Genomic DNA, 13468 nt, shown 5'->3' on the forward strand with positions numbered 1-13468 from the left:
TCGGGGATACAATCGGAACCCCCTCCCGGTAACGGAACTGCCTCGTGACGCTCACCGATCTGCGCTACATCGTCGCCCTCGCTCGCGAACGCCATTTCGGCCGCGCGGCGGAGAAATGCCACGTCAGCCAGCCCACGCTGTCGGTGGCGGTGAAGAAGCTCGAAGACCAGCTTGGCGTGATGCTGTTCGAGCGCAGCGCGGCCGACGTGAAACTGACCGAGATCGGCGCGCAGATCGTGGCGCAAGCCGAACGCGTGCTGATGGAAGCGCAGCAGGTGCGCGAGATCGCCGAGGCCGGCAAGGACCCGCTTTCCGGGCCGCTGCGCCTGGGCGTGATCTACACGATCGCGCCCTACCTGCTGCCGCGGCTGATTCCGCTGATGCGCGAGCGCGCGCCGCGCGTGCCGCTGATCATCCAGGAGAACTACACCGCCAAGCTCACCGAGGCGCTCAAGCGCGGCGAGCTGGACGTGATCGTGATCGCGCTGCCCTTCGTCGAGAGCGGCATCGTCGCGCAGCCGGTGTATGACGAACCCTTCCGCGTCGTGATGCCACCCGGCCACCCTTGGGCCGCGATGCCCGAAGTGCCGGCCAGCAGGCTGATGGAAGAGCCGCTGCTGCTGCTGGGTGCCGGCAACTGCTTCCGCGATCAGGTGCTCGAAGCCTGCCCGCGCTGCGCCAACCCGAACGGCGGCAGCGGCCTGCAGAAGACGCTCGAAGGCAGTTCGCTGGAAACGATCCGCCACATGGTCGCAACCGGCGTTGGCGTCACAGTGCTGCCGAGCGCCGCCGCCGACGGGCTGAACACCGCGCACGGCCTGGTCGAGGTGCGCCCCTTCGTCGACCCGCAACCGCACCGCACGGTGGCGATTGCATGGCGCGTGACCTACCCGCGCAACGGCATCATCGACGTGCTGCGACGCGCGATGCTCGACACCGCCCTGCCGGGCACCCAGCCGCTGCGCTAAGCGCAGCGGCTCAGGCGCTCGCCGTCTGCAGCGCGGCGAGCGCTGCCAGCAAGGGCGTCAGGGCGGCATACAGCCGATCGCGTGCGGCACTCACGGCCGCTGCGTCGCCGCCCTCGCGCAACAGGTTCTCGAGCGCCATCGCAGCGGCTTCCACCTCACCCGCACCAATGCTGGCCGCGCCGCTCTTGAGCGTGTGCGCGAGCCGCTGTGCCAGTGCGGCGTCACCCGCCGCACGCGCCGCGTCGAAATTGCCGGCAAAACCGGCATGGGATTCGTGGAAGATGCGCAGGTACTTCAGATAGGTCTTTGACCGCCCCATCGCGCGCGCCAAGCCCGCGGCGGTATCGACGCCCGGCAGTGATGGCACGCCCTCAATCGGCGCGGACGCCTGCGCCAGTGCGGCCGTCACCGACGTCGCTGCCGCGGGCGCCACCGCCGCAACTGCAGGCACCATGTCGATCGGCGCGATCCAGCGCATCAGCACCTCGAACAACCGCTCCGGGTCGACCGGTTTCGCGATGAAGTCGTTCATGCCTGCCTCCAGTACCCGTTCACGTTCGCCAGCCAGCGCGTTTGCCGTCAGCGCGATCACCGGCAGCCGCGCAAACGCATCCTGCTGGCGCAGCGCGCGGGTTGCGGCGTAGCCGTCCATCACCGGCATCTGGCAATCCATCAGCACCGCATCGAAGCGCTGCTGCGCGATGATGGCCAGGGCTTCGGCACCGTTGCTCGCGATCGATACGCTGACGCCGACACTCTGCAGATACTCGCGCGCCACTTCCTGGTTCAGCTCGGCATCGTCCACCACCAGCACGCGTGTGCCGGCCAGCATTGCCACGGCATCTGCCAGCGCAGGCTGGCGGCGCGTGGGCGGCGGCGTGTTGTCGCAACCGAGCGCGCGCGTCAGCGCGAGCATCAGCGCGCTGCGGGTGACCGGTCGATCGACGTGCTGGCAGACGGTGAGTCCCATCGTCGCGAGGTAAAGCTCGAATTCCGCGCAGTTGCCGCCACCGCACAGCATCACCACCGGTGGCGCCGACTCTGAACAATGCCAGCCCGGCAAGGCCTCGTCCTTCAGAGCGCAGTCCACCACCACCACGTCAAACGGCGCACCGCACCGACGTGCGGCGTCGATCGCATCGCCCATCGCCGCGAGATCTTCCGCGACGGTGAGCTGTACGCCGTGTTCGGCGCACCTGCGTTGCAGGACTTCCGCCCCCGGCGCGCGCGTCGCCACCCATAACAAGCTGCGCTGCGCGAGGGCAGTAGACGGCACGAACTCGTCGCCGCTGCCGGCGCGCCCGAGCTGCACGGTAAACGCGAACACGCTGCCGACACCGGGCGTACTGCGCACGCGGATCTCGCCGCCCATCAAGCGCACCAACTGGCGGCAGATCGCGAGCCCCAGACCCGAGCCGCCGTAGCGCCGCGCGATCGAGGCCTCGGCCTGCGCGAAGGCATCGAACAGCAGTGGCAGGCGGTCGGGCGGGATACCGTCGCCGCTATCCTCCACCTCGAACGCGAGCGTCACCGTGCCCGGCTTTTCGCTCACGCAGCTGACGTGTACCGCAATGAAGCCCTGCCGCGTGAACTTGGTCGCGTTGCTGCAGAGGTTGACGAGCACCTGGCCAAGCCGCAGCGGATCGCCGACGAAGCGCGTCGGCACCTCGGGCGGCGTATCGAAGTACAGCTCGACGCCGTCATGCACCCGTGTGTGCACCATGTCGGCAAGGTGCTGCAACACATCGTCGAGCGCGAACTCGACCGCTTCGAGTTCGAGCCGGCCCGCCTCGATGCGCGAGAAGTCCAGTACGTCGTTGATGATGCCCAGCAGCGACTGCGCCGAGCGATTCACCTTGGTGACGAAATCGCGCTCGCGCAGCGCGAGCGGCCCCTGCAGTGCAAGGTCGGAGAGCCCGATGATCGCGTTCATCGGCGTGCGGATCTCGTGGCTCATGCGCGCGAGGAACTCGCTCTTCGCGCGCGCCGCCGTCTCGGCCACCTCGCGTGCCTGCGTCAGTTCGGCTTCGATCGCCTTGCGCTCGGTGATGTCCTCATGCACGCCGATGAAATGCGTCGGGCGCCCCTTGTGGTCGCGCAGCGATGCAATCGCCGCGGCAACCCAGCGCGATTCGCCATTCTTGCGCAGGTTGAGGAATTCACCGTGCCACTCACCGCCGCCCATGATGGTGCGCCACAAGCCCTGGTACTCGGCAGCCGTGGTGTGGCCGGATTTGAGAACCCGCGGCGTCGAACCGATCAGCTCCGCCGGCTCGAAGCCGTAGAGCGCGCAGAACTTCGGGTTCACATATTCGATCCGCCCGTCGGTATCGGTGATCAGGATCGCCGAGGCGCTCTGCTCGACCGCGCTGGACATCAACTGCAGGCGCAGCTGCTGGCGCTCGCGCTCGGTGATGTCGCGGAACACCAGCAGCACACCGCTGCCGGCCGCCGCCGCAAGGGGCCGGATGTAGTAGGCCACGCGCAGCTCGCGGCCGTCCGGCATCCGCACCGTGGCGCCCTCGCTCGATTGCGGCTCGCCGCTGCGCAGCACCTTCGCCAGCGGCGCCTCGGCATCGGCTTTGCGGTCGAGGATCTCCCACGGCACCGCATCGCCGTGGTGCCGCCCGATCACCGCATCGGCGCTGAGGCCGAAGCTGCGCAGCGCGGCCTTGTTGATGTAGCGTACGCACGCTTCGCTGTCGACTTCGACCACGCCTTCATCAACCGCGTCGAGAATCATCTCGGCGCGCACCTCCGCACGCAGCGCGCGCGCTTCGATCAGCTCCTGCTCCAGCCTTGCGCGTTCGGCCTCGGCGGCACGCAGTTCGGTCACGTCGGTGAAGAAGCCGAACATGGCCGCGCGTTCCTCGTAGCGGATCTCGGAGGCGAAGATGTCCACCATGAAACGCTCGCCGTTGCTGCGCACCGCCGGCAGGCTGCTGGCACGCCCGCCTTGGGCACGGATCAGCGCGGCGAACTCGGCTTCGACCTGGTCGCGTGCATCCTCGGGATACAGGATCGTGGTCGGCTGGCCGAGCAAGTCGTCGCGCGCACGGCCGAACATGTGCTCGGCGGCCGGGTTGGCGTACAGGATCGAGCGGTCGGCGCGGCTGATGATGATGATGCCTTCCTGCGCTGCCTCCAGCACCGAGCGGGCGCTCGCTTCGGAGCGCCGCAGGGCCTGCTCGGTCATCTGCCGTTCGGTGATGTCGATCAGCATGCCGACGCTCTTCGCCGGCCGGCCATCGGCATCGAGCGCCGTTTCGCCTTCCTCGCGCACCCAGCGCACGCTGCCGTCGTCCATCGCGAGGCGGAACTCGATCGCGAAGCGCTTGCCTTCGGTGCCGGCGCGCTCGATCACTTGCGACACCGCTGCGCGGTCATCCGGGTGAATGCGGCGGCGGAAAGCCACCGGGTCCGGGTTGCCGGGCGGCAAGCCGAGGATGCGATAAACCTGCGGTGACCAGTAGCGCCGGCCGCTGCGCCAGTCCATCTCCCAGTGCCCGAGGTTGGCGACACGCTCGGCCGCTTCGAGGTTCTGCGCCTTCTCGGTCAGTTCCGCGGTGCGCTCCGCCACGCGTATCTCGAGCAGACCCTTCGCACGCTGCAGCGACGCGGTGGAATACGCCAGCCGCGCCGACATCGCATTCAGCGTGCTCGCCAGCTCGCCCAGTTCGTCGTTGCCTGCATAGCCCACCTCGCCCCCCAGATTGCCGGCTGCGACGTCGCGGCTAAAGGCGGTGAAGCGCTGCAAGGGCCGCACCAGGCGCCAGCCCAGCACCAGCGCAATCGCGCCGGTTGCGAGTAACAGCACGGCAACGATCGGCAGCAAGGCGAGCTTGATCGCGCGCACCGGCGCCAGCGCCTCTTCGGCGCCAATGCGGGCAACGAGGCCCCAGCCGTAGTCGGGCAGCGGCCGCCACGCCGCGAACACCGGCTCTCCGCGGTCGCCCTGCGACGGCCCGCGCCCTGCCGGGCCGTCAAGCGCGGCCTGGAGGCTCTGGCCGCGCACACCCGCCAGTGTGAAGCGCTGCGTGAAGGCGAGTTCCGGGTGGCCGCGAGGCGGTGTGAGCACCAGCACGCCGCCCTTGCCCTCGCTGCGCAACAGCAACAGCTCACCGCTTTGGGTGTCGGCCATGCCGGCCGCAAGCGGGCGCAGGAATTCGCGGTTGTTGAGTTGCAGCACCAGCACGCCGAGCACTTCGGCGCCGCGCACGATAGGGATGGTGGCGAAGGCCGACTCCGCCCCGGTAGGGGCATACATCTCGTGCGGCACGAAGCTGGCCCCTTGCTCGTCGATCGCGGTGTGCAAGGCCTGCGCCAGACGCGTCGCGCCAGTGGCCGCGGCACCGACGAAAAGTGAGGTGGCAGGCGGCGTCTCCTTCTGCTGCGACATCACCACGCGGCCTTCGCGGTCGACCAGCATCACGTCGTAGAGGAAGGAGAGGCCGATGAAGTTGAGGCTGGCAAGGCATTCCACGTCACGCTTGCGGTAGTCGGCACCGGTCGGCTCGCCGCGATCGAGCGCGCGTGAGAGGCTTTCGAGGCACTGGCTGGTGGCGGGCAGCGCGGCGAACACATGGCCGTCGTTGAGCACCTGTTCGATCCACGCGCGCAGCGCCCGTTCGCGCCCCTGTGCAACTTCGTCCATGCGTTGGCCAGCCGCGCTGCCGATCTGTTCTTCGAGGCTGGAAATGACGAAATACGCCGTCAGCGCCGTCGGCACCAGACTGCTGAGCAGCAACCAGCCCAGCAAACGGGCTCGAATCGAACTGAACAACCTCGGTCTGGGCGTGCTGCCGACCACGGTTGCGCGGCCCGCCTAGACCGCGCCGCGGCCGAGGCCCGCGATGTCGGCAAACACCGCACGGCCGAGGTCGCCCGCATCGGGCGCGGGCGAGGCGAAGCTGTCCGGACTGCGTGCCAGCAGATCGAGAAACACCGCTAGCAGCTTCGGGTCGCGCCAGCCACGCGCACCTTCTTCACGCAGGATGCTGAGCACCTCGGCCTGCGGCAGCGCCGGCTTGTAGGGGCGGGCGTAGGCCAGTGCGTCGTAGATATCGACGATCTGGAAGACCCGCGCCAGCAGCGGGATCGCTTCGCCGACAAGGCCGTCCGGGTAGCCGCTGCCGTCCCAGCGCTCATGGTGTGAGCGAATGATCGGCACCGTGCGCGCCATGCTTTTGAGCGGCGAGCACAGGCGCGCACCGATCAGCGTGTGTTGCCGCATCACCTTCCATTCGTCGTCGGTAAGCTTGGCCGGCTTCATCAGGATCGCGTCCGGAATGCCGAGCTTGCCGATGTCGTGCAGTACGCCACCGCGGCGCAGGGCCTGCAGGTCCGCTTCGGCAAGGCCGAGCGCGCGGCCGAATTCGACCGAGTTGTGCGCCAGCCGGCTGCAGTGATCGCCGGTGTTTTCGTCTTTCGCCTCAACCATGCGGGCAAGCGCGAAGAGCATGCTCTCCGCGTTGTCGAGCTGGTCGGTAAGGCGCTTGTGTTCAACGGCAGCACGCACACGCGCATGTAGTTCGACCGGATCGAAGGGCTTGCGGATGAAGTCGGTGGCGCCCGCATCGAGCGCCGCGGCGAGATCCTGGCTGCCGGAATCGCCGGTCAACATCAGGATCGGCAGCATCGCGTCGCCCAGATCGTGGCGGATGCGGCGGCAGACTTCGTCGCCCGACAGGCCGGGCATGTGGCGGTCGAGCAGCACCGCGTCGAAATGCTGCGCGCCGAGCAGACCCAGCGCTGCCGCACCATCGGTGCATTCGGTAACACGAATGCCGACTTCTTCCAGGCAATCGCTCGCCACCGCGCGCGCGAGCGGATCGTCATCGACCACCAGCAGGTGATAGCCGTTTGCGGACATGAATTGCCCTCCTCCGCTCACGCGGTGCCGGTCTCCTGCGCGAGACGCTCGGCCAGCTTGCGCAGGCCGGCACTGGCATCGTCGGCTTGATCGTAGACGTTGGAAACATCGTAGGTGGCCGCGCGAAGCAGGGAAGCAACCCGATCTTCCTGCGATTCGCTCAGCCCCATGTGCAGGAACTCGCGCTCGGTGCCGTGCAACATGGTTTCCAGTGCCACCGTCACCGCCGCACGCTGGGCGCGCCGCTGCTGCTCGATTGCATCGATCGCCCGACGCGTTTCGTCCAGCACCTCGCGCAACTGGCGCTCGCGCAGCCGCACCGCGGCATCCGCGTCGATCGCACGCACCCGCGCCGAGGCCGCTTCGGCGAGGATCGCAAGGTGGTCGCGCAGGCGGCCGGCGCGGTCCGGGTCGTCCTGCGGCATGTTCTTCACCAGCAAGGTCACGCCAGGGTAGTTGAAGGCCGCACGGCGGCCAAGGCTGACGATGCGGTCCTGGTTGCCCATCAGCGCCAGCACACCGGCTTCCATCGCGCTGGCTTCGCCCTGCGCGGTGCGGATCAACGGGGCGGCCGTGCCACGCAGGCTCAAGGCGCCGTCCAGCCCGTACTGCGTGAGCGCGGCGAAGACGGCGTTTGCAAGCGCTTCGTAGTCTGCGCAGCCGAAACCTTTGCGCATGAACTCGATCACCACACCCAGTTCGCCGGCGCTGCTCATCGCGGTAAAGGCGGTGCTGAAGGCGCTCTGCGCGCTGGCGGCGAGCCGCTTGCGCTCGGCCAGCTGGCGCACGATGCCCTGCACCCGGGCATTAAGCTCGATCGCGTCGAAGGGCTTGGCGATGAAATCCTCGGCGCCGGCTTCGAGCCCGGCGAGCCGGTCTTCCAGCGTATTAAGGCCGGACAGGAACAGCACCGGGATGTCGGATGTTGCGAAATCATCCTTCAGGCGACGGCAGGCCTCGAAGCCGTCGATGCCGGGCATCTGCACATCCAGCAGAATCAGCGCCGGCTGCAGTTCAGCGGCCATGTGCAGGCCCTGGCTGGCATCTTGCGCGCCGGCGACCCGCCAGGCGGGTTCCAGCGCATCGGTGACCATTTCTCGGATCAGCGCATCGTCGTCGATGACGAGCACCAGGCCTGCATCGTTGTCGTTCTGCATCACATCCCCCAAATCTCCCTGAAGGGTTATCGGGCGAACCGGCTTCCGCCTTGAGGGGTATCAGTGGCACGCCGCGGCGTAGCGCGATAGCCCGGCGCTATGTGATGCATCCATACGCTTGATTGGGCACAGGCGCAGCAAGCATCTAGGCTTCAGTTTAGGCAGATCGGGGCACGATGCCAGCCGATCTAGAAAATACGCAGGAGAAAATCATGAGCATCGACATCGGCATCACCGACACGGATCGCGCACGGATCGCAGACGGTTTGTCGCGCCTGCTGGCCGACACCTACACCCTCTACCTGACCACGCACAACTTTCACTGGAACGTGAAGGGGCCGATGTTCAACACGCTGCACCTGATGTTCGAGGCGCAGTACACCGAACTCGCGCTGGCGGTGGACCTGATCGCCGAACGCATCCGCGCACTGGGCCACCCGGCACCCGGCACTTACTCGGCGTATGCGCGCCTGAGTTCCATCGGCGAACCAGCCGAGGGCCTGTCGGCCTTGGACATGATCCGCCATCTGGTGGCAGGTCAGGAGTCGGTGGTACGCACCGCGCGCCATGTGTTTCCGCTGGCCGAATCGGCGCACGACGGCCCGAGCGCCGATCTGCTGACGCAGCGCATGCAGGTGCATGAGAAGAACGCCTGGATGCTGCGCAGCCTGCTGGAGAGCTGAAACAAAAGCGCCCCCGACAAAGCGGGGGGCGCTTTTCTAGGCGAGCCTGATTACTGAAGGTTCTGCTGGAAGAAACGCAGGATGTGGCCCCACTCCAGCGCCTGGTTCTCGCGCTTGGCGGTGCCATGGCCTTCGTCGGCGAAGATCATCAGCTCGACCTTCGCCCCCTTGGCCTTGGCGGCTTCATACATCTGCACCGCCTCGCCAACCGGCACGCGCGGGTCCGACGCGCCCTGGCTGATCAGCAGCGGCGCCTTGAGGCGATCGATGTAGGTGGTGGGCGAGAGCTTCAGCAGCGCGATGCGATCCTTTTCCGGATCGCCGTACTCGGTGGTGCGCAGTTGGCGACGATAGGGCGCGGTGTTCTGCAGGAAGGTCAGCAGGTTGGCCATGCCGACCGCGGAGGCACCCGCATCGTAAGCGCCGGCGAACATCGTCATCGCGATCAGCGTCGAGTAGCCGCCATAGCTACCGCCGAAGACGCCGACCTTGGGCGCTACGCCGTTCTTGGCCCACGCAGTGCGGATGTACTTCGAGGCATCCTCGATGTCGGTGATCACATCGAGCCGCTTGGAGCCGTTGTCGGCATCAAGCCAGTCGCGGCCATAGCCGTCGGAACCGCGCACGTTCGGGTCCACGACAATGAAGCCGGCATCGACGAACATCTGCCACAGCGGCGAGAAGCCGGGGCGCGATTGCGCTTCGGGGCCACCATGGAAATGCACCAGCACCGGGCAGACCGGCGCATCCGCCCCTTCACACTGTGGCGGGCGGCGCACGAACATCGGAATCGGCGTGCCGTCGCGCGCCGGGTAGCTTTCCAGCCGTGCGGTGACGAAGCGGCGGGTGTCCTCTTCCGGCGCCGACGGCGTGATCCAGCGCGTCAGCTTCTTCGTCTGCCAGTCCCACACATAGCTCTGGCGCGGCGCCTTGGGCGTGCCGACGGCCAGCGTCACGAAGCGGCCATCCGGCGTCGCGGAGCCGACCAGTTGGTGATCGGCGTCGGCGGGCCAGGGCAGCGCGAGCGGCTTACCGGTTTTCAGGTCGATCGCATGGGTGCGGCTGTAACCGGCTTCGTTCACCGTGTAGTACAGCCGCTTGCGCGCGTGATCGGTGCCGAACGATTCGACGTCCCACTTCAGCTCGCCGGTGATCGGCGTGAAGTTGCCAGCACGCCAACGGTAGAGGCGCTGGAAGTTGCCGAACTTGTTGGTGCTCACCAGCAGCTCACCGGGCGCAGCGCCGAACTGCGCCTCGTAGTTCTCCTTCTCGCCCTGACCGAACAGTGTCGTGACGCGGCCGCCGCGTTCGATCACGACATACTCGCGCGATTGCGAACCGGTGTACTTCACCAGCAGCAGGGTGCCGTCGTCGGCCAGATCGGCCACATTCCACAGCCCGGCTTCGTTGAAGACCTGCTGCTTCTCTCCGGTCGCAATCTCGTAGCGATACACCGCGTAGCTGTCCGGCTTCTGGTCGTTGGCGGTGAAGTAGAGGAAGCGGCTGTCGCGGCTGATTGCGCCGAAACGCGACTGCACTTTCGGCAGGTGCTGCACCATCTTCAAGGCGCCACCGCCAACCGGCTGCAGGTAGATGCCGGGGTTCTCCTCACCCTTGCGGTCGCGCGACACGACCAGCCACTTGCCGTCCGGCGTGACAGCGAGCGGCAGCGTGCGGTCTTCGCCACCGGTCATCTGCACCGGGAAGCGATCAGGCCCGTCGAGTCGCCATACCTGGTCGCTGCCGCTAACGCGCCAGCTGAAGAACAGGCGCTTGCCATCCGGCGCCAGCAAGCCGGTGCCGGGCGCACGCAGATCCAGCATCGACTGGATGCGGCGCGACACTTCGGGCGGCAGCGGTTTCGGGCGGAACTGCTCAAGCGTCGCGGCACTGACGGATTCGGCACCCAGGCCGGCATAGTCAGTCTGCGCGTGAGCCGGTGCGGCAAGCAGTGGGGCGCCCAGCAGCAACAAAAGGGCGAGCTTCGGGATGCGGAACATCGGTTCAGGCTCCATCTTTCGGGGGACACCGCACGTCACCGCGCGGCCAGGGAATTCGCGAAGCGCGATTGTAGGTCGCACCGCGCCACAAAGGACAACGGGGCACCGAAGTGCCCCGTCGTGATCGCCACACTTGCAGATCAGGCGCTCCGCGCCCGCTCGGCCTTGTCGGCTTTGTCAGCTTTCTCGGCCGGAAGTTCGACGACGTTGTCGCGCAGCGCGTCACCGCCCACCTGTGTAATCGTGCCCTGCACACCGGCGCCCACTTCCATCTGCAGCTTGTGGTAGCGGATCGTGCCCGACACGCGCGCCTTCGGCTGCAATTCGAGGAAGTGCTCGACTTCGAGATCGCCGATCACAGTACCGTTGATCACGGCGTCGTAGCAGCGCACGCTGCCTTCGATACGGCCCTTGTCCGACAGCACCAGCAGGCTTTTCTCCTTCTTGCTGTCGCCGTCCTTGCCCATCGCGTTGCCCTTGAGCGTGCCGTCGATGCGCAGGCCGGCGCCGAACACGATGTCGCCGGTGATCTCCACATCCTCGGCGATCAGGCTGGATAGTTTGCTCACTTCAATCAGGTGCGGTTTCTTGCTCTTGCCGAACATCGGGGGTCTCCTGCAATGGTGGGTCGTGCGCCGTGGCCGCCGTGCGGTCGGCGCATCCGGGATTTGTTAGCAGCAGGCTAGCGCCGGCCTTCCTGCGCCTTGCGGAAGAAGGTCACTTCATCTTCCAGCGCACGGATGCGTTCGTTGAGGCCGTCGACCTGGCGTTCCAGTTCGCTCGCGCGCGCCTCGCTCATGCGCGAGCGCAGCGTGGTGTCTTCGAGTGCCTTGTGCAGCGTGCGCAGTTCGCTGCGCGCCTCGGCCAGCTCGCGCACCGTGGCGCTCTCGGGCGCGAACAGCAGGAAGCCCCCCACCAGCAGCGCTGCGACGACGATGCCGCTGAGCACGCCCAGCATCAGATGCGTCGCCGGGCGCTTGCGGCGCGACAGCACCAGACCGGCGTGGGTCAGCTGGCGCGTGCGGCCGGCGCGGAACGGGATCGCCATGTCAGAGCCCGGCGAGGTAGTCGCGCGGGTCGACATATTCGCCGTCGCGGATCACCTCGAAATGCAGATGCGGCCCGGTCGAGCGGCCAGTGGAACCGACGCGCGAAATCTCCTGACGGGGCTCGACGAGCTGCCCGGTCTTCACGAGCAGCTTCGAGGCGTGGGCGTAGCGCGTCATCAGGCCGTTGCCGTGGTCCAGTTCCACCACCCAGCCGAAATCCGGGCTCCAGCCCGCAAATGCGACGACACCGCCCGCGGCCGCGCGGATCGCGGTGCCCGGATCAGCCGTGAAGTCCAGCCCGGCATGAAAGGCCAGCCGCCGCGTGATCGGATCGACGCGGTTGCCGAAGGTCGATCCGATTTCGACACTGTCGATCGGGCGGCGGCTGGGGAAGGTCATCAAACCGAGGTTGCGCTGGGCCGAGGCTTTGCCGATCTCGGCCAGTTGCGATTCGACACGCGCGAGGGCCGCATCCAGTTCCGCCATCGGGTCATGGCTGCTGATCACGCGTGGCGGCAGCATCGGGCCGCCACTGCCACCCTTTCCCTGGGTCTTCTTTTCGTAGTCTTCGAGCACACCGATCTTGCGGCCAAGGTGCGCGGCTTCGTTTTCGAGTTTGAACACGCGGCCGGCGATCGCGCCGAGCTGTTCAACGGTGTACGGGTTCTGGCGGAACGACGGGAGCTTCGGCAGCGTGTTCGAACTGCCGCCAGCGATCAGGTAACCCAGCACGGCGCCCAGCGCGAGCAAAAGCGTCGCGATGCCAAGCGCGCCGACCAGCAGCGTGCGGGTCGACAGCGTACGCACCCCCGAGGCGGTGAGCCCGCCGGTGGATAGCATGACAAACGCCATTCTGGTCTCCCTCCCTTGGATCTACTTGTGGTGTCTCGTGCCCGGGCCGGGGTTGCCGGAGGGGCCGGGCTGTACGGGTGGCGGCGCCTGGCGCTGGCGGCGGCCGAGCCCGGACGAGCGGGTGGAAAGCGCGACTTTAAGTGTAAAAGCCTCCGACGCGCAATGCCGTCGTCAAGCAGAAAGTCGAGCTGGATCAAGCCACTGCATGCGGCGGTGCAATGAAAAACGCCCCCGGTACGGAGGCGTTCATGCTTGCTGGCGGGTCGAAGCCGGTGCCGATCAGACCTTGCTGCGTTCGATTCGCTCGACGCGTTTTCCAAGCCGCGCGAGATCATCGCGCAGCGCCGCCACATCACGGCCAAAGGCTTCCAGCTCGGGGCGCGGCGGTGTCAGACGCGCCTCTTCGATCGCGTATTCGCGCAGGTTATCGACCAGATTACGCGCCGCCTGCCGACCCCAGCCGGCGAACTCGCGCGCGCCTTGATGCAGGCGGTGCGCAAGCGGGTCGCCGACGATGCGCGACAGGTCTTCCTCGGCGTCCCACTCCAGGTTGCGCAGCACGAAACCCAGGGTCTCGGCGAAATGCGCGTCGCCCGAAATGCGGGCCTGGCGAAACAGCGCGTCCGGGCCCTCCGGCAGCTCGGCCAGCGCGCCGGCCGGCAGTTCGAGCCGCACCTCGGCGTCATCCGCCTCGGCGCAAGCGCCCACCTGGCCGCCGTCGCCGATCACGAAATCCACCGCCACCGCGCCCAGCGCGAGATGCGCGCGGCGCCCCGCGAAAGGCTGCAGCCGCTCACGCGCCCAGGTGTTGCGAGCCAGCAGGTGCCCCAGCAGGCGTGCAAAGGCGTTGCTGGCCAGCGTCGGGCGCGCGATTTCGGTCATCGCGA

The 13468-nt window shown here is 67.3% G+C and carries 10 protein-coding genes; 2 read left to right on the forward strand and 8 right to left on the reverse strand.

All coding sequences use genetic code 11. From position 1 onward, the window contains the following. Positions 1 to 44: 44 nt before the first annotated feature. Complete coding sequence (locus ACE3P0_RS06795) at positions 45 to 968, forward strand: hydrogen peroxide-inducible genes activator (protein ID WP_374401172.1); 924 nt, start codon at positions 45 to 47, stop codon at positions 966 to 968. Positions 969 to 978: 10 nt separating this feature from the next. On the opposite strand, the gene ACE3P0_RS06800 is transcribed toward ACE3P0_RS06795, so the two are convergent. Genes ACE3P0_RS06800 through ACE3P0_RS06810 form a run of 3 tightly spaced genes read right to left on the reverse strand, consistent with a single transcriptional unit; the run spans position 979 to position 7997 of the window. Next, entirely contained in the window at positions 979 to 5751 is a 4773-nt protein-coding gene (locus ACE3P0_RS06800; RefSeq protein WP_374401174.1) for a PAS domain S-box protein, read from the reverse strand. A gap of 42 nt (positions 5752 to 5793) precedes the next feature. Then, on the reverse strand, positions 5794 to 6840 hold the full coding sequence (locus ACE3P0_RS06805; RefSeq protein ID WP_374401176.1) for an HD domain-containing phosphohydrolase: 1047 nt from the start codon (positions 6838 to 6840) through the stop codon (positions 5794 to 5796). Positions 6841 to 6857: 17 nt separating this feature from the next. Beyond that, the gene (locus tag ACE3P0_RS06810) at positions 6858 to 7997 is read right to left on the reverse strand and encodes a response regulator transcription factor (protein ID WP_374401178.1); all 1140 of its coding nucleotides are present in this window, start codon (positions 7995 to 7997) and stop codon (positions 6858 to 6860) included. A 212-nt stretch (positions 7998 to 8209) separates the two neighbouring features. Between ACE3P0_RS06810 and ACE3P0_RS06815 the strand changes: the two genes are divergently transcribed. Then, positions 8210 to 8680: a Dps family protein gene (locus tag ACE3P0_RS06815; protein WP_374401180.1), complete on the forward strand. Its 471-nt coding sequence runs from the start codon at positions 8210 to 8212 to the stop codon at positions 8678 to 8680. A gap of 50 nt (positions 8681 to 8730) precedes the next feature. On the opposite strand, the gene ACE3P0_RS06820 is transcribed toward ACE3P0_RS06815, so the two are convergent. The 5 genes from ACE3P0_RS06820 to ACE3P0_RS06840 form a co-directional block, all read right to left on the reverse strand. Then, positions 8731 to 10680, reverse strand: coding sequence for a prolyl oligopeptidase family serine peptidase (locus ACE3P0_RS06820; RefSeq protein WP_374401182.1), 1950 nt, complete (start codon positions 10678 to 10680; stop codon positions 8731 to 8733). A 140-nt stretch (positions 10681 to 10820) separates the two neighbouring features. Beyond that, a complete protein-coding gene (locus ACE3P0_RS06825; RefSeq protein ID WP_374401184.1) occupies positions 10821 to 11285 on the reverse strand; it encodes a polymer-forming cytoskeletal protein in 465 nt (154 codons plus the stop codon). Positions 11286 to 11362: 77 nt separating this feature from the next. Further along, positions 11363 to 11728 carry a hypothetical protein gene (locus tag ACE3P0_RS06830; RefSeq protein WP_374401186.1) on the reverse strand — a complete coding sequence of 122 codons (366 nt, stop codon included), beginning with the start codon at positions 11726 to 11728 and terminating at the stop codon, positions 11363 to 11365. Between the two features lies 1 nt (position 11729). Next, complete coding sequence (locus ACE3P0_RS06835) at positions 11730 to 12581, reverse strand: M23 family metallopeptidase (RefSeq protein ID WP_374401188.1); 852 nt, start codon at positions 12579 to 12581, stop codon at positions 11730 to 11732. Between the two features lie 279 nt (positions 12582 to 12860). Beyond that, positions 12861 to 13463 (reverse strand): SCP2 domain-containing protein, encoded by a 603-nt coding sequence (locus tag ACE3P0_RS06840; RefSeq protein WP_374401190.1) that lies wholly within the window; start codon positions 13461 to 13463, stop codon positions 12861 to 12863. Positions 13464 to 13468 lie beyond the last annotated feature (5 nt).

This window comes from Niveibacterium sp. (assembly GCF_041909475.1).
Taxonomy (GTDB): Bacteria; Pseudomonadota; Gammaproteobacteria; order Burkholderiales; family Rhodocyclaceae; genus Niveibacterium.

Coding starts and splice junctions, on each gene's coding strand:
- ACE3P0_RS06805 (WP_374401176.1), bottom strand. CDS start 6,840: ATGTCCGCAAACGGCTATCACCTGCTGGTGGTCGATGACGATCCGCTC.
- ACE3P0_RS06810 (WP_374401178.1), bottom strand. CDS start 7,997: ATGCAGAACGACAACGATGCAGGCCTGGTGCTCGTCATCGACGACGAT.
- ACE3P0_RS06830 (WP_374401186.1), bottom strand. CDS start 11,728: ATGGCGATCCCGTTCCGCGCCGGCCGCACGCGCCAGCTGACCCACGCC.
- ACE3P0_RS06820 (WP_374401182.1), bottom strand. CDS start 10,680: ATGTTCCGCATCCCGAAGCTCGCCCTTTTGTTGCTGCTGGGCGCCCCA.
- ACE3P0_RS06815 (WP_374401180.1), top strand. CDS start 8,210: ATGAGCATCGACATCGGCATCACCGACACGGATCGCGCACGGATCGCA.
- ACE3P0_RS06825 (WP_374401184.1), bottom strand. CDS start 11,285: ATGTTCGGCAAGAGCAAGAAACCGCACCTGATTGAAGTGAGCAAACTA.
- ACE3P0_RS06840 (WP_374401190.1), bottom strand. CDS start 13,463: ATGACCGAAATCGCGCGCCCGACGCTGGCCAGCAACGCCTTTGCACGC.
- ACE3P0_RS06835 (WP_374401188.1), bottom strand. CDS start 12,581: ATGGCGTTTGTCATGCTATCCACCGGCGGGCTCACCGCCTCGGGGGTG.